Origin of the sequence: Alishewanella aestuarii B11, from assembly GCF_000280055.1 — a bacterium.
GTDB lineage: Bacteria > Pseudomonadota > Gammaproteobacteria > Enterobacterales > Alteromonadaceae > Alishewanella > Alishewanella aestuarii.
Window position 1 is genome coordinate 43,247 of the sequence record NZ_ALAB01000011.1, and the last position, 15,631, is coordinate 58,877.

Annotated in this window: 18 protein-coding genes and 1 pseudogene; 13 read left to right on the forward strand and 6 right to left on the reverse strand. The window is 52.5% G+C overall.

The window, feature by feature from the left end; genetic code table 11:
- Nucleotides 1-133: 133 nt before the first annotated feature.
- Complete coding sequence (locus AEST_RS06170) at nucleotides 134-739, forward strand: acyl carrier protein phosphodiesterase (RefSeq protein WP_008607807.1); 606 nt, start codon at nucleotides 134-136, stop codon at nucleotides 737-739.
- Between the two features lie 15 nt (nucleotides 740-754).
- Here the strand turns inward: AEST_RS06170 and AEST_RS06175 are convergent, their stop codons facing one another.
- Together AEST_RS06175 and AEST_RS06180 are read right to left on the reverse strand one after the other, a co-directional pair.
- Nucleotides 755-1,285, reverse strand: a complete 531-nt coding sequence (locus AEST_RS06175) for a hypothetical protein (protein ID WP_008607808.1) — start codon at nucleotides 1,283-1,285, stop codon at nucleotides 755-757.
- 10 nt (nucleotides 1,286-1,295) lie between these two features.
- Nucleotides 1,296-2,057 carry an ion transporter gene (locus AEST_RS06180; RefSeq protein ID WP_039925195.1) on the reverse strand — a complete coding sequence of 254 codons (762 nt, stop codon included), beginning with the start codon at nucleotides 2,055-2,057 and terminating at the stop codon, nucleotides 1,296-1,298.
- A gap of 131 nt (nucleotides 2,058-2,188) precedes the next feature.
- Here AEST_RS06180 and AEST_RS06185 point away from each other — a divergent pair, with 131 nt between their 5' ends.
- Nucleotides 2,189-3,415, forward strand: a complete 1,227-nt coding sequence (locus AEST_RS06185) for a hypothetical protein (protein WP_156803875.1) — start codon at nucleotides 2,189-2,191, stop codon at nucleotides 3,413-3,415.
- Between the two features lie 30 nt (nucleotides 3,416-3,445).
- Here AEST_RS06185 and AEST_RS06190 read toward each other — a convergent pair whose 3' ends face one another.
- A complete protein-coding gene (locus tag AEST_RS06190) occupies nucleotides 3,446-4,156 on the reverse strand; it encodes a helix-turn-helix domain-containing protein (RefSeq protein WP_008607813.1) in 711 nt (236 codons plus the stop codon).
- Between the two features lie 220 nt (nucleotides 4,157-4,376).
- Here AEST_RS06190 and AEST_RS06195 point away from each other — a divergent pair, with 220 nt between their 5' ends.
- The 5 genes from AEST_RS06195 (at nucleotide 4,377) to AEST_RS06215 (ending at nucleotide 8,106) form a co-directional block, all read left to right on the forward strand.
- Nucleotides 4,377-5,318, forward strand: coding sequence for a M14 family metallopeptidase (locus AEST_RS06195; protein ID WP_008607814.1), 942 nt, complete (start codon nucleotides 4,377-4,379; stop codon nucleotides 5,316-5,318).
- 17 nt (nucleotides 5,319-5,335) lie between these two features.
- Nucleotides 5,336-5,845: a GNAT family N-acetyltransferase gene (locus AEST_RS06200; protein WP_008607815.1), complete on the forward strand. Its 510-nt coding sequence runs from the start codon at nucleotides 5,336-5,338 to the stop codon at nucleotides 5,843-5,845.
- A 64-nt stretch (nucleotides 5,846-5,909) separates the two neighbouring features.
- Nucleotides 5,910-6,071 carry a YhfG family protein gene (locus AEST_RS17265; RefSeq protein WP_008607816.1) on the forward strand — a complete coding sequence of 54 codons (162 nt, stop codon included), beginning with the start codon at nucleotides 5,910-5,912 and terminating at the stop codon, nucleotides 6,069-6,071.
- Complete coding sequence (locus AEST_RS06210) at nucleotides 6,064-6,660, forward strand: putative adenosine monophosphate-protein transferase Fic (protein ID WP_008607817.1); 597 nt, start codon at nucleotides 6,064-6,066, stop codon at nucleotides 6,658-6,660. Before AEST_RS17265 ends, AEST_RS06210 begins: the two co-directional genes overlap by 8 nt.
- Before the next feature lie 105 nt (nucleotides 6,661-6,765).
- Nucleotides 6,766-8,106, forward strand: a complete 1,341-nt coding sequence (locus tag AEST_RS06215) for an esterase/lipase family protein (RefSeq protein ID WP_008607818.1) — start codon at nucleotides 6,766-6,768, stop codon at nucleotides 8,104-8,106.
- Here AEST_RS06215 and AEST_RS06220 read toward each other — a convergent pair.
- Nucleotides 8,087-8,464 carry a pectate lyase gene (locus AEST_RS06220; protein WP_008607819.1) on the reverse strand — a complete coding sequence of 126 codons (378 nt, stop codon included), beginning with the start codon at nucleotides 8,462-8,464 and terminating at the stop codon, nucleotides 8,087-8,089. The two genes, AEST_RS06215 and AEST_RS06220, sit on opposite strands and share 20 nt — an antisense overlap.
- Nucleotides 8,465-8,572: 108 nt before the next feature.
- Between AEST_RS06220 and AEST_RS06225 the strand changes: the two genes are divergently transcribed.
- From AEST_RS06225 to AEST_RS17000, 6 genes and pseudogenes are all read left to right on the forward strand, one after another.
- Complete coding sequence (locus tag AEST_RS06225; RefSeq protein WP_008607820.1) at nucleotides 8,573-9,703, forward strand: dienelactone hydrolase family protein; 1,131 nt, start codon at nucleotides 8,573-8,575, stop codon at nucleotides 9,701-9,703.
- A 519-nt stretch (nucleotides 9,704-10,222) separates the two neighbouring features.
- Nucleotides 10,223-11,275 (forward strand): aldo/keto reductase, encoded by a 1,053-nt coding sequence (locus AEST_RS06230; protein WP_039925196.1) that lies wholly within the window; start codon nucleotides 10,223-10,225, stop codon nucleotides 11,273-11,275.
- Between the two features lie 167 nt (nucleotides 11,276-11,442).
- On the forward strand, nucleotides 11,443-11,814 hold the full coding sequence (locus AEST_RS06235) for a metalloregulator ArsR/SmtB family transcription factor (protein WP_008607824.1): 372 nt from the start codon (nucleotides 11,443-11,445) through the stop codon (nucleotides 11,812-11,814).
- Nucleotides 11,815-11,830: 16 nt separating this feature from the next.
- Nucleotides 11,831-12,835, forward strand: a complete 1,005-nt coding sequence (locus AEST_RS06240) for an ArsJ-associated glyceraldehyde-3-phosphate dehydrogenase (RefSeq protein ID WP_008607826.1) — start codon at nucleotides 11,831-11,833, stop codon at nucleotides 12,833-12,835.
- An 8-nt stretch (nucleotides 12,836-12,843) separates the two neighbouring features.
- Nucleotides 12,844-14,067 (forward strand): organoarsenical effux MFS transporter ArsJ, encoded by a 1,224-nt coding sequence (arsJ, locus tag AEST_RS06245; protein ID WP_008607829.1) that lies wholly within the window; start codon nucleotides 12,844-12,846, stop codon nucleotides 14,065-14,067.
- Nucleotides 14,068-14,097: 30 nt separating this feature from the next.
- A pseudogene (locus AEST_RS17000) lies at nucleotides 14,098-14,290 on the forward strand (S9 family peptidase); the annotation flags it as partial.
- On the opposite strand, the gene AEST_RS17570 reads toward AEST_RS17000, so the two are convergent.
- On the reverse strand, nucleotides 14,276-14,428 hold the full coding sequence (locus tag AEST_RS17570) for an IS3 family transposase (RefSeq protein WP_169313972.1): 153 nt from the start codon (nucleotides 14,426-14,428) through the stop codon (nucleotides 14,276-14,278). The pseudogene AEST_RS17000 and the gene AEST_RS17570 overlap by 15 nt on opposite strands.
- The gene (locus AEST_RS06250) at nucleotides 14,428-15,624 is read right to left on the reverse strand and encodes a low temperature requirement protein A (protein ID WP_039925199.1); all 1,197 of its coding nucleotides are present in this window, start codon (nucleotides 15,622-15,624) and stop codon (nucleotides 14,428-14,430) included. Before AEST_RS06250 ends, AEST_RS17570 begins: the two co-directional genes overlap by 1 nt.
- Between the last annotated feature and the right edge of the window lie 7 nt (nucleotides 15,625-15,631).

Consider the following 15,631-nt stretch of genomic DNA (forward strand, 5'->3'; position numbering starts at 1 on the left):
TAAAATTGTCTTAAACGTTTTACCCCTAATTTTTGTGGGCGTCAAGACTGTTTAATAACTACACAATAATTTTTTTATCACCAGTTAGGAATGTCAGGGTAAACTACAACAAGCCCTGGTATTGGAGTAACAAGTGAATTATCTGGCGCATGCGGCGCTGGCGCAGCCACAGCCGCAATCTTTAGTGGGCAATTTATTAGGCGACTTCTGCAAAGGTGTTGCCATCGATACGCTGCCGCGGCCAATTCAGGCCGGTTTGGCCAATCATCGGGCGGTGGATCGTTTTACCGATAGTCATCCGCTGGTGCGCGAGGCGCGTGCCTGTTTTAGTACTGAGCGCCGTCGTTTTGCGCCGGTGGCATTAGATGTGCTGTTCGATCATTTCTTGATCCAGCATTGGCAGCAGTTTTACGCCACGCCTTATCTGCAAGCCAAGTCAGAGCTCTACCTGCAATTGGCGACAGCGGAGCCTCTGATGCCGGAAGCGATGGCGGTGGTAATGCGTAAGGTACGCCAGCAAGACTGGTTGGCGGCCTATCAGCAGTTAGATGGTGTAGCAATGGCGCTGGATCGCATCGCGCAGCGCATTCGTTTTGCTAACCGTTTTAGCGGTGCCGGGCAGGATATTGAACGCCATTACCCCAGGCTGGAACAGGTTTTTTTAAGCTTTTATCCCGAATTGCAGGCGCATGTCGCCGCGCTGGGATTGGAGCGGCCTGCTCAAATCCGAAGCTGGTAAATTCCAGAAACAGTATTAGCCTGCGGCCAGCCGGCCTTTCCAGTAGCTGCGCCAGAATTCGACCTGGGCTTCACTTTCCAGCTTTTCATGCTGTATCGACAGCGCGGCTTTATCCGCTGCTTTCTGATAGATATTGATATTTAGCCGTGAACCGTCGGCCAGGCCACAGCGCCAGTAGCGCCATTTTTCGGTTTGGCTGATATCGGGACCGCGGCTAAGTGGAATATCGGCAAAGGCCTGTTCCCCGGCAACAAGTTGTTGCCAGAAGGCAAGGGCGTCGTCCATGCTGCCACTGAGTGTTTTATTAACCGAAACACTAAAACTGCCACTGCAGTCCTGACCTACTACCCGCCGGCCAAGATGTTGCTCAAACTGTACTGCCAGCATCTGACACCACCAGGGGCTAACGCCCTGTTCGGCTAACAGGAGTGCAATATCTTTATGGCTAAGTTGCTCGGCCTGTCGGGCAGTAAGCAAAGCCAGCCAATGCGCCCAGCTCTGGCTACTCCCTTTCTCAATTGCCGCTTCGGACATCGAAATTGGCATAAGGTGCTCCTTATTGTTCTGTAGGTCCAGATTGGACCTTGGCTTTTTGATAGGCTTCGCTAAAGGCTGCCGCCAGGATCCCCGTTGGCATAGCGACAATACCAATACCAATCAGGGCCGTGATACCTGCGCAAATTTTTCCCAGCGGCGATAGCGGTGTGACATCACCATAGCCAACCGTGGTCAGAGTGGCAATTGACCACCACATGGCCCGTGGAATACTGCCAAAATCTTCCGGATTACTACTACCTTCAACCAGATAAAGCAGGATAGAGGTGGTTAATAACAGCGACATGGCAATAATAAAACTGATACCCAGTTCCATTTTGCGTTTTCTTACCGCCTGAATTAGCAAATTTAATGAGGCATTAAAGCGGGTCAACCGAGAAAGGCGAACTATTCGGAACACTCTGAGCAGCCGGATCACCAGCAGCGGCAGTTTTTCTGATAACGGCATAAAGGTTAACAGCACCAGCAAATCCAGTAGCGTCCAACCGCTACGTAAAAAACGCCAGCGGCTTTGTGCCAAATGCGCCTGAGTATAGGGGGCAATATAGATCCGTAATGCCAGCTCGGCACTGAATAGCAGCAAGAAAGCCAGATTAGCCCACCAAAACAGTTGTGGCCAGTTGGTGGTTAATACAGGCTCGGTCTCGATAATGGCAAGCAGGGTAGAAAGCAGGATCGCCAGACAAATCACTTTGTTAAAAGTTGACAGGCCCTGCGTAGGACACGCCTGGGGATCAATTTGCTGCACTAGGAGTTGCCGCATAAGGCTTAAAGGCTGAATAGATGAATGATCAACAGCTTAGCAGTTGGTATCTGGGCGCTCAAGCGAAGATTCAGATAGGGTTCAGTCGAGGTTCAGCATACTACGATTTTTTCGGATAGCAGGCGGTGATGATGAAAAACGCACAATACTCCTGGTTGGCCTTGCCACTTCTTTGCAGTGCAGCGTTGGTCGAGGCGGCGAATGGCTGGCATGGCCCGGAGCCATTCCGGCTGGAGCGCTTTGACGGGCGTCAGTTTGATTACAATCTGGAGAGTTTTTTACAGCGTTTGAGCTTTACCGAACAACCGATTAGCAGTGGTGTGCCGCTATGGCAGCAAAATGGTTGGTATGGCACTGGCGGCAGCAGCCGGGGTAAAGAGTTTTATGTGCATTCCTTATTGCAGCAAAAAGTGCGCTTTGATGCGCCGCTCTTTGCCGGCTTCCGACATAAGCGCTCGGAGGATCTTGACGGTTGGTATGACCGGGCTTTATTCGGAGTAGGCTATCAGGCCCGCACCAACTGGGACCTGGGCGTTTGGGGCGATGTCAGTGGCGCGAAAGAAGAAATGGATCTGCAATTTGAGGCGAACCGCTATTTTGATGATGGCAGCTATCTGACGGCGGCGGTGGTGCTGACCGATGTGTTTTATAACAGTAAAACCTACAGCGACAATCGTTACGAGCGCAATCCGCTCACGCTCTATTTGGCGGGAGCTAAGCAATTCGTCGATCAGCAGCTGTCGGCCTTTATCAATATCAACTTACCGACCGAGTTTAACGATGCCACCCTCGGTCAATTGCTACAGGATGAACAATACTCCGCCGGCATCAGTTGGCAGCGCAGTTTCCAAGGCGAGCGCCAGCTTAGCGTGCAAGGCCAGGGACTGTATGGCAAACGCCGCGCCGACAGCCCGCTTGCTGATAGCGATGCCGACTGGCAACTCACCCGGCGCTTTGCACAGCTGAATCTGGAGTGGCAGCAACCCTTGCAGCAACGACCAACAGCATTAGGCTTACAACTTAACCGCTTAACTGAGTACGATAGCCGCTTTGCCAATGCGACACAAAGTGCTGAATCCCGACGTGAAGCCTTTGCTTATCTGCGACAAGATCGCAGCCTTAACGATAACTGGCGCTGGCGGCCTACGCTTTATGTTGGCTATGGTGCAGTCCGTAGCGAGCTAAGAACAAATAGCGATGAACCGTTAAAAGATAATGGCTGGCTGGCCAAAATTAGCCCCAATCTGCTTTGGCAGCTTAGCCAAAGCAGCGGTGCTTATCTGCTGATCAACCCTACGGTTAAATTACATAATCTGCAATTTGGTGGCGGCAATATTCAGGTATTTGTGCCATTTTAATTCTTGGCTGGACAGAGCACTCATTGGCAGTCAGTTGGCTAGCGTGTGCTGTTCTGCTTGAATGCTTACCTTGAGTTTGAACAGCACTGGACGCAACAGTAACTCTGCAGCGCAGGCGGCATAGAGCCAACCAAGGCAGAGTACGCCGAGTGCTCCCTGCAGGCTTGCGGTGGATAAGTGCGGGCTATGGTAAAACACGCTGACTAAACCGAGCAGACTGAGTACTAAAGCACCGCTGTAACATAATAGGTATTGCAGTTGGTATAGCTGCTGTAAAAAACGCCGCTCAGCCAAGGAGCCAGTAGCGCGCTGCCATAGTAATGATAAGTTAATGACGCTCATTATCAGACCCATTGGGCCGGCAGCGATTAAGGTTACCCCGGGGACAAATAACAGCAGGAATAGCAGGGAAACCAGATCAAGATAAATACTGAATTGGCCATGTGAGGCTAGGCTGACTAGGGCCAAATGTAATGCCAGCAAAAGGAGCAAGGCACTAAGTTGGACGCTGCGTTGGGCAAAGGACCAGTGGCTGATCGTCGGGACAGAGCTGTGGCGCAGCGCCTGAGGTGAGACGTTCAAGGACGCAGAGAGCGCCAGTAAAGATTCGGGCGAACCACCACCTGCCTGTTCTAAACGTTGAATCGTTCTTAAACTGAGACCACTTTGTTTGGCTAAAAGATCCTGGCTTAAGCCACGTTCCAATCTTAACTGCTTCAGCTTTTCTGCACTAATATCCATCTGTCATCTCCTTGTTCTTTCTGGGTAGCTTAGGGGTTACCATGACCAGGCTGCAAGCGAAAATGGTCTGTTTGGGCGGTCAAGTTACCGCCAGAAAGCCGCCAAATCGCCGTCACAGCGCTTTTTTTCAGCAACTGACGGCACAAGGCTATTACAAAATAGCCAAAGCCGTTAGGCTGCCACTATTATCCGGCTCGAACAAGCAATACAGCGAGGCACTATGCAACCCTTTATCTATCATATCGGCACTCAGGGACAACCCTGGGGCGAGGCAGAAAAACAACAATGGCTTGCCGAGCAACACATCAAGCGCAGCTATCAGAGCGATGTGTTAAGTCAGCTTAGTACGCTGGAGTCGCAGTTCGAGGTGATCCAATACGGTGAGCTGGATTATCAGGCGCAGGGCTTTAGCCGCTATCCGCTGTTTTTATTAAAAAGCCGCAACTGGCAGGCCGATAAACCGCTGGCGCTGGTCACCGGCGGTGTGCACGGTTATGAAACCAGCGGTGTGCATGGTGCGCTGCGCTTTGCTAAAGACCATGCGGCAGCTTATGTTGCCGACTTTAACCTGTTAATTGCGCCCTGTATCAGCCCCTGGGGTTATGAAACGATCAATCGCTGGAACCCGTTGGCGGTCGATCCAAACCGTTCCTTTATTGCCAATAGCCCGGCCGCCGAAGCCGGTTTGTTGCGCGATTATCTGCTGGCGTTGGGGACCACGCCTTTGCTGCATATTGATCTGCATGAAACCACGGATTCGGATAACAGTGAGTTTCGTCCGGCCAAAGCCGCCCGCGATGGTACGGTCAACACCAACTGGAATATTCCGGATGGCTTTTATCTGGTTGGCGACAGCGAAAACCCACAGCCGGATTTTCAAAAAGCCATGATTGATGAAGTGGTTAAAGTGACGCATATCGCCCCTGCTGATGAGCAAGGCTGTTTGATTGGTGAAAAACTGGCGCAGTTTGGCGTCGTCAATTACCCGAAAAAATCCCTGGGGCTTTGTGGCGGCATGACCGCTGCGCGCTTTGTTACCACCACCGAAGTCTATCCGGACAGTCCCAGTGCCACGCCCGAGCAGTGTATTCTGGCGCAGGTAGCCGCGGTAGTGGGTGGCTTAAACTATGTTCGGGCACAGCTGTCAGCAAAGTCGGCATAACCGGCATAGTAAGCAACATGAGTATTCAGATCCGCTTAATCAGCGCTGCCGATCTGGCGGCGGTGGTGGCGCTGCAGGATAGCTGTTACAGCGATAATCTGTATGAGCCACCGGAATTATTGGCAAGGCGTCTGGCTGCGGCACCGCAGAGTTGTTGGCTGGCAGAAAACTCAGCCGGTGAGCTGCTCGCTTATTTGTTTTGCTACCCCTCTGTAGCTGGCAAGGTGGCGCCACTGGGCAGTCCGTTTCAGGCTGCCAGCAAGCCGGAGCTTTTGTATTTACATGATATGGCGGTAAGCGCTAAGGCCAGAGGCTTAGGCCTGGCCAGCCGCTTGCTGCAGCAGGCCGAATACTTTGCCAGAGAACAGGGATTAACCCGGTTAGCGCTGGTAGCCGTACAGGGCTCGGTAAGCTACTGGCAGCGGCAGGGGTTTCTCGTACAAGACACACTCTGCCCCGATGCCGGGGCGGCACTGCAGAGTTATACCGGGGAACAGGCGCGGTATATGTTCAAAGATGGTGCTTGACAGTAACTTGTTGCAAAACCGATTAAGCGCTAGAATTACCAATAGTTTAATCAAGGGGCTAAATATGGTCAGCAAGCAGCAGTTACAAAAGCGCTTTGAAGCAATAAAGGTTAGCAATTTTGCTGAGAGCCTGCGTCTTGAGGGGTTAAAACCTACCAAAGACAAAGCTAGCTTGAACCCCAAAATTTTAGCTAGACTCAAGCAATTACAAGAGTTACATGACTGATAAGTATGGTGTTGGACAAGATCCCTACTGTTACCCAAACTCTTCTTTATTGATCAATCTGCTGGATTTAAAGTCTGAAGAGGAACTTATAGCAGCGGAAGTTGAGTTCACCTCATACCGGTTGAGCACCTTTATCCCAGACTTTGATAATCTGAGCTTCGATTATCTTTGCCATATCCATTATCATCTATTTCAAGACTTATACAGTTGGGCCGGACAAATCAGAACTGTCGATATTGCAAAACAATCGACGCATTTTTGTAATGTTCGATTTATTTCAAAGTCAGCGGAAAAGTGTTTTGAAGTACTGCCGAGAAATAATTACTTCCGAGAGATGCCGCTCCCAGTATTTATTAATAATCTTGCGGACTTTTTCTGTGAAGTTAATGTGCTTCATCCGTTTCGAGAGGGTAATGGCAGAAGCCTAAGATTGTTTTGTGAGGTTTTAGCATTGCAGGCGGGTTATGAATTAAGTTGGCACCATATTTCGCAGGAAGACTGGTTGCTAGCAAACATTGCAGGTTATCAGGGGGACCTAATGCCATTATTCCGGCTGTTTAGGTTAGCGACAAAACCTATCGATATTTAAGTTATTCCGCTTTCTACACTTAGCGGTGACCACAACTTTGCCCTATTGCGACAGCGGTAGCTATACTGATTGCTGCTTAAAGCAGCAACTGGCAGAGGAACCGCCATGCGTAATCCCATTGTTATCCTGCACGGCTGGAGTGATAACAGCCGCTCGTTTCGTGACTTAGCCCACTTTCTGCAAACCGAGTTTGGTGCTGCGGTACAACATCTGTATCTGGCTGACTGGTTGTCATTACAGGATGAGATCAGTTATGGCGATCTGGCCGCGGCGATGCAACAAGCCTGGCTGGGTATGCAGCTGCCTACTTCGCCGCAAAGTGTTGATCTGATCGTCCACAGCACCGGTGCCCTGGTTAGCCGGCACTGGTTTACCCGTTATTATGCTGCGGCCACCAATCCGGTTAAACGTTTTTTGCAACTGGCGCCGGCCAACTTTGGTTCGCCGCTGGCGCATAAAGGCCGCAGCTTCTATGGCCGGGCCGTTAAAGGCTGGAAGCAACCGGGCTTTCAAACCGGCGCCAATTTGTTATATGGGCTGGAGTTGGCGGCCGACTATAGCCGGGAACTGGCTAAAGCCGATCTCTTTGCCGCTGAGTCCTGGTATGGTGCGGGCAGAATGCTCAGCACCATTTTAATTGGTAACCGCGGTTACAGCGGGATCAGCGCTATCGCCAACGAAGCCGGTTCAGATGGTACGGTGCGCATTGCCGGGGCAAACCTGAATTGCCGTTATCTGAAAGTGGCACTGGATGAGCAGCAAAACGTTAAGCCTGGCAGTTTGCAGCTACGAAAAAGTCAGGGTGAAATCGCCTTTTCGGTACTGCCAGATGAACATCATGGCAGTATTATCGGTAATGGTAAAAAAGCCCCGCATAACCCGCTGACGTTACAGCTGATTCGGCAGGCACTGCAAGTCGAAGATGCCGATTTTCAGGTTGGCAGCACAGGTCATTTTGCCTATCAGCAGCAGTTGGATAGCCAAAACCCGCCCGCCAACTGGCACGCGGATTTGCGCAGCCAGGTGCTTTGTAAGCTCCAGGATCAGCATGGCGATCCGGTCACCGATTACTTTTTAGAAATGTATCGCACGGCCAATGCCGATAGTCGCTTTGAACAAAGGCTGTATCAGCAGTTTTTACGGCACGTGCATCCGCATAGCCAGCAGCCACAAAACCGGGCGTTTTATTTTGATGTGGCGGCATTAAACGAGCTTAAACAAAGCCCGAACTTTCAGCAGTTGTTTTTAAGTTTTCATGCCCAGCCGCTGTTTAAGCCACCGCGGCAACCCGCAGGCTTTAGCGTGGTGCCAGCCAGTGCAGCTGCAGGGCTGCGCTTGGCAGTTGAGGAACTGGCGCAGATTTTTGCACCGCATCAAACACTGCTGTTGGATGTGGAATTAACGCGCCAGGTCGCTGAGTCGGTTTTTACTTTGCAGCGTCATTAAAGGCCGCACGCCAGCGTTGATAACGCTCAAGAGTTGGTGCCGGGCGCTCGGTGTACCAGGCATAACCTTGCCGGCGTTCGAATGAGACCTGATGCACGTCATAATACAGTTCGCCATCACGATCGCCAAAGATCGGTCTGTTGGTATTAAGCTCCGCAAAGCGCGGCCACAGCGGCCCGGCGCCGGCTTTGGCTTGCAGCACCCGTAGTTGCGGATGCCAGTGTTGATCAGCGATAGCATGGCGCGCTAACCAGCCGGCTGCCGCATGAATAGCTTGCTGTAACTCAACGGATGGCTTGGGCAAGCTGAGCAAAAAATCCAGCAGGCTGGCACTTTCCATTACCGCCAGCGCCGGCATCGCAGGCAAAGTCAGGCCTGGGGTTTTTGTGCTTTTGTTCGTATCTGGAATTTCCCTGTCGCGGAAAATCACTTAGTCTGTAACACGGTCTATTACGGAGAGTGCAAATTGAGAGTATTGCTAAGCATGCTGGCATTAGCTTTTGCAGCGCCGCTTTCGGCAGAGATTCTGGCGCAGCAATTACCGGGTTTTTATCAGCAGCTGAAAGCAGAGCAACAGTTTAGTGCCGCCTGGCGCCCGGATAGCGCTACGCCAATTCAGCAGTGGCGCACTGAGGCGCGGCAACTACTGCGCGACGCACTGCTGTGGCCTGAACAGCCACTGGATTTTGCGGCTGAACAACTGATGGTTGAGCAGCGCGATGGCTATCAGGCCGAGCGCTGGCAGCTTAATCTGACGCCAGAAAACCGGGTTACCGTTTCGGTGCTGCGCCCGGCAGGTGAGGGGCCTTTCCCGGCGGTACTGCTGCTGCATGATCACGGCGCTTATTTTTTAATTGGTAAAGCCAAGCTGATCAAACCCTTTGCCAGGGATCCCGATCTTGCCAAGGCGGAGGCCTGGACTAAACGTTATTACGATGGCCGTTTTATCGGTGATGAGCTAGCGGCTCAGGGGTATCTGGTGCTGGCAGCGGACTCCTTGGGTTTTGGTGAACGGGGACCTTTAAATGCCGATGCCCAGCAGGCGCTGGCCGCGAATTTTTTTCAGCTCGGGCGCTCGCTGGCCGGGTTGGCGGCTTATGAAGACTTGCGCTTGGCAGCCTTTCTTGCCCAGTTGCCGCAGGTCGATAACACTCGCATTGCTGCATTGGGTTTTTCAATGGGCGGGTTTCGGGCCTGGCAACTGGCGGCGCTGACGGATGATATCAAAGCCGCAGCGACCATTAGCTGGATGACCACCAGTGATACTGCTATGACGCCGGGCAATAATCAATTACGCGGCCAAACGGCGTTCTGGATGTTACATCCCGGGTTGGCAGCGAAACTGGATTATCCGCATATGGCGGGCATAGCCGCACCTAAACCGGCATTGTTTATCAGTGGTGCTAAAGATCGTCTAATGCCAGCGGCAGGCACTGAGCAGGCTTTTGCCACGATGCAACAAATCTGGCAGGCGCATGGCGCCGGCGAAAAGCTGGTGACTGAGCTTTGGCCGGAGTACGGGCATCAGTTTTCGGCGGCGCAACAGCAGCGGGTATGGCGTTGGCTGGAGGAGGTGTTTGCTAAGCCTGCCCCATAAGGTAATCATTAGGGTTTTGATCGGAGCATCCGGCGGCAAGCACACCGTACAACTTTGACGGGACACGCTGTGAATACCTCCCTGTACGCTTGCATTTTTCATCCCTGAAAAATACATTCCCTTACAAAGTGCACGGAATGCTTACCACCTCGTTCACGATCGTGCCACTACCAGTATTTTCAAAAAGTATACATGACGTCCAGCGAGCTTCGATTGAAGATTGAGGTTGCTGTAGATGCTGAACGAGGCGGTAAATGCATAGTACACTTTGACCGGGGACGTCTTTCGCATGGATGCGAAAGAGGAGCCCCCATGGATGGGTTCACGGCGTGCCCCGGCAAAGTTGTACGACGCGTTTAGCCGCCGTATGCAGTGATCTGGAAGCTACCTCGCCGGAAACATCTCGGCGGAATGAGCAGGAACTTTAGAATATCGCAAGGTTAGGCTTTAATTAGTGACTGATCTAAACCCCCTGCGATCTGGTATAGTCCGCTTATTTCCCTGAATACAGAGCAACATATGCAATACACCACTTTAGGCAGCAGCGGTCTACGGGTGTCACGGGTTTGCCTGGGTACCATGACCTGGGGCCAGCAAAATACCCAGGCAGATGCCGATGCGCAACTGGCGCTGGCACTGGATGCCGGCGTGAATTTTATCGACACTGCAGAAATGTATGCGATTCCACCGCGGCCAGAAACCTATGGCGCCACCGAGCAGATTATTGGCAACTGGTTAAGCCGTAATAGCGCCAAACGAGAGCAGTTAGTGCTTGCTACCAAGATCGCCGGCAACGGCCTGGCACATATTCGCGACGGCAGTGATATTAGCCCGCAAAGTCTGGTCGCTGCGGTCGACGGCTCGCTTAAGCGCTTACAGACAGACTATATCGATGTATACCAGCTACACTGGCCAAATCGCCGTTCGCCGCACTTTGGCCGGCATGCCGTGAATCAGGTACGCTTTAGTGAAACGGATAGCATAGCGCAGCAAGCAGAGATGCTGGCGATTCTGGAGACGCTTGGCAAGCTGGTGCAGGCTGGCAAGATCCGCTATTGCGGCCTGTCGAATGAAACGCCCTGGGGGATTAGCCAGTACCTAAAGCTCAGCGCACAGCATAACCTACCGCGGATGGTCTCGATTCAAAACGAGTTTGGCCCGCTGCATACCAAAGACTGGCCCTATCTAATTGAGCAATGCCAGCACGAGAATATCGCCTATTTGCCCTGGTCACCGCTGGCAGGTGGTGCCCTAACCGGTAAGTATCTGGACGGGCAACGACCGGCTGCCAGCCGCTGGACCCTGGTGCAGCGCAATGGTTTATTTCGCGACACACCAGAGTCAAATGCGGCGATCCGTGCCTTTGGTGAACTGGCTGCCGCCCATCAGCTAAGCGCGGCGCAATTGGCGCTGGCCTGGGTGAATCAGGTTGATGGTGTCAGTTCGACCATTATCGGCGCCACCAGTACCAGCCAGTTAGCAGAAAATCTGGCCGCCTTTGAGCTGACATTAAGCCAAGAGCTACTGGCTGGCGTAACCGACTTTCTGCGCCAGCATGCCTTACCTTTCTAATCGCTGCTCAATGTCTTGCCCGGCTTCGGTCGGGCTGTTTCCGCTTTCTGACAAGATCCCTTCGAAATCTCGTTTATGACATTTCTATGAACTTTGGTTCTGTGACTTGATATGCGCTAATCCATATATGTACTATTTCGCATATATTTTCAGATGGAGCATTGCTAATGCCGACTTCTAGCGCTTTAACCCCGCTTAACTTTTGTAAATTGCTAGCCGATGCCACGCGCCTGCAAGCCGTGTTACTGATCCTGGCTGAACAGGAGCTTTGTGTTTGTGAGCTGACTGCCGCCTTGCATGAAACTCAGCCGAAAATCTCCCGCCATTTGGCGATGCTGCGTCGGGCAGGGGTGTTGCAGGACCGCCGGCAAGGGCAGTGGGTATACTACCGCTTGCACGATCAATTAGCCCCTTGGGCCAGTGCTGCCTTACAACAGTTTGCGCAAACCGAAAGCGCAAGTCTGGATAAGTATTTAACTAATCTGGCTGCCATGGGCGCCCGACCAGAACGCAAACAGCTGTGTCAAAGCTGCAATTAATGATGAGGAATTGGGAATGACGATTAAAGTTGGCATTAACGGCTTTGGCCGGATTGGCCGCCTGGCCCTGCGAGCGGCCTTTGATTGGCCAGAGTTTGAGTTTGTACAGATCAATGATCCGGCGGCCGATGCTGCAACCTTTGCCCATTTACTGAACTTTGACTCCGTCCATGGCCGCTGGCAGCATCAAGCTGAGGCGGCTGGCGATACCATACTTATTAATGGCAAAACCATTCAGGTCAGCGGCAATAAAGCCATTGCCGATACTGACTGGTCAGGTTGTGATCTGGTGATTGAAGCCTCGGGTAAGATGAAAACCAAAGCGCTGCTGCAAGCTTATCTGGAGCAGGGCGTAAAGCGGGTGGTGGTGAGCGCACCGGTAAAAGAAGCCGGAGTGCTGAATGTGGTGATGGGGGTGAATCAGCAGTTATTTAATGCCGCCGAACATCGCATTGTTACTGCAGCCAGTTGTACCACTAACTGTTTAGCGCCGGTGGTTAAGGTGATCCACGAACAGCTGGGGATTAAGCACGGTTCTATTACCACGATTCACGATCTGACCAATACGCAATCGATTTTAGATACACCCCATAAAGACTTACGCCGGGCCCGCGCCTGTGGTGCCAGTTTAATTCCGACCACCACCGGTTCGGCTACCGCTATTACCGAGATCTTCCCGGAGTTAAAAGGCCGCTTAAATGGCCATGCGGTGCGGGTGCCACTGGCCAATGCCTCGTTAACGGATTGCGTGTTTGAAGTCGAGCGCGCCACTACCGCCGAGGAAGTGAATGCCATGCTTAAGGCTGCCGCTGAAGGTGAGCTGGCAGGAATTTTGGGTTATGAAAGCCGGCCGCTGGTATCGGTGGATTATAAAACCGACCCACGCTCCAGCATTATTGATGCCTTATCAACCATGGTGGTCAATGGCACTCAGGTCAAAATTTATGCCTGGTACGATAACGAATGGGGCTATGCCAATCGCACGGTCGAACTGGCGAAATTAGTCGGTTTGGCAGACTAAATGACGATATGATGACTATGCGCAGCGATATCAAACAATATCTGGTCGTTACCGGTAATTACTGGGCCTTCACGCTGACCGACGGTGCGCTGCGCATGCTGATTGTGCTGCATTTTTATCAGCTGGGTTACTCGCCACTGGCCATTGCCTCGTTATTCTTGTTTTACGAGTTTTTCGGGATTGTAACTAACCTCACCGGCGGTTGGCTCGGCGCCCGGCTCGGCTTAAACAAGACGATGAATATCGGTTTGTTTCTGCAAATTATTGCACTCAGTATGTTGTTAGTTCCTGCGGATATGTTAACGGTACTGTGGGTCATGGTGGCGCAAGCGATCTCGGGTATTGCCAAAGATCTGAATAAAATGAGCGCGAAAAGTGCCATCAAGCTATTGCTACCGGATGAGGCGCAAGGGGCGCTGTATAAGTGGGTGGCGGTATTAACCGGCTCCAAAAATGCGCTAAAGGGCGTCGGATTTTTCCTCGGTGGTCTATTGCTGGCATTGCTGGGGTTTCAGGGTGCTATGGCCGCGATGGCGGCTACGCTGCTGCTGGTGTGGATCCTTAGTTTGTTGCTGCTGAAAAAGGATCTGGGGAAAAAAAGTTTCAAACCCAAATTTACCGAGTTGCTGTCAAAAAGTGCCAGTTTAAACTGGCTATCGGCGGCGCGTTTTTGTTTGTTTGCCTCGCGCGATGTCTGGTTTGTCATAGCTCTGCCTATTTATCTTGCCAGCAGCGCCGGTTGGTCACAAAGTGCGGTCGGGGCCTTTTTAGCCTGCTGGGTAATTGGTTATGGCATAGTGCAAGCCCTCACGCCTGCACTTACCCGCAGCAGTAAAAAAGCACCACCGGCGGCGGGTACAGCTCTGCATTGGGCGTTAGTGCTGGCAGCCTTACCCTGGCTGATCGGCCTGGCGATGCTATTTAGTGGCGAGCCGCTATGGGCACTGCTGCTAGGCTTGCTGCTCTACGGTGCGGTATTTGCCATTAATTCCAGTTTGCACAGCTATTTAATTGTGGCCAGTGCCAATCGTGACGGTGTCTCGCTGGATGTCGGCTTTTATTATATGGCAAACGCGGCCGGGCGCTTAGTCGGCACTTTATTATCCGGCTGGGCGTTTCAGGCCTATGGTTTAGTGGCGTGTTTGTGGATCTCGGGGTTACTGTTGCTCGGTGCTGTAGCTTGTACCTGGGCGTTACGGCGCTGTCAGACATCGGCGCAGATAACCGGCTGAGCAGATTAATTTTTCTTTTGTTGTTTTTTTACCAACTGGGTTCGGACGCTGGAGAGTATTCCGCTATGGTGGGAGAGTTTCCGTCAGTCGCTGTACGATGAGTTGGGCGAACCGTGCTAGTAATGTGCCGGTGGAGTATGTGTTGTTCCCGGACGAAGGTCATGGGGTTGCGGTAAAAGCTAACCGGATTAAGGCGCAGGAGGCGTATTTAAGTTTCCTGTAAACGCATCTGAAGTAACGGCTGGGAGTCCCGTTGCGCACAGATGCCTTCTTTTTGCATTAAGCGCAACACTCGGTCGAGACCGCAATATTCATTATTGTCACGGAAGTCCATGTAGATATTGCGGTAGCCATGTTCCATCACAGCATTTTATCAGACCGGCGCGCATCTCTTAGCGCCAGAAAAATCGGCACACCAATCTGCGAGAACAGCGCCAGGGCCCAAAGGCCGTTGCTGACAATCGACGGTATGTGGGGATGAACGGCTAGCACAACCAGCGCCATGACAATGCCGAACAGCCTCAGACCGGCGCTGTGGTAGTTGTCGGTGGCATCAGCCACAGTTCGACGCAGCGCCCATAGCGAAGCTAAAAACACCGCAAGGCCGACCGAGCCAAGCGCGGCGTAGCCGGGCGGATAAGGCTCCCACAGGCCGACGTAGACTTGTCCGGCCAGCGCAACGCCAATCGTCACCGCACTCCACAAAATCACGATGTGAGCAAACCAGTATCTCAGCAGCACGGCACTGGTGCGGCTCTTCGGTTTTTCATTGCCGGCGCAGTCGAAATAAGTCCAGGCCAGCGCGAAGAGGGACAAGCCGCCCATGGTCACATTGAACAGCGTACCCGCGCTGACGCTGTAGATGCCCTTGTCGGCCAGCGTGACCACCAGTTTAAAGAAGCCTTCACCCAGCAAGATCAACATCAGAAGGCCGAAGCGCTCCGAGATGTGTCCGAGCCGAGGCACAAAGCGTTCGAAGCGGAGCGTGCCCACGCGCGGCAGCATGTACTGCAGCTGGATTGCTGCCACGCCGGCGGCGAAGACCCAGTAGGCGACCGGTTTAGGCAAAAAAGCCGACAGCGCGAACACTCCGGCCAATACGAAAAAATTCCGCCCCTGTTCCTGCGCCAGCGTATCGGCCGCGTTGTCGCTACAGCGCGCCCGCCAGTAAAGATAGGCCGTCAGCGCCCGATTCAACGCATAGGCCAGCGCGAAATACGTCCAGCCTTCACCGCCGACGTCGGGAATCGCCGCCGCGATGGTCATCATCGTGACAATCTTAAGTGCCATCGCCACGCGATGCGGCATGTCCGTGGAGATATACAGCGAGTTATAGACCGAACTGTCTGCCCAGGCATAGAAAATCGCCAGGAACAGTCCCGTAAACACCCAGAATCCTTGCCACCCCAGATGATGGGACAGGTAATTCCCCAGAATGAAAATTGTCACTACATGGACCAGATCGAAGAATAGTTCCACCCAGTGCACGTGTTCGTGGCTTTCGTCGACATCCATGTGATGGCGTGGTCGCCGCCAGAGAAGATCGCTAATTACCATACACTAC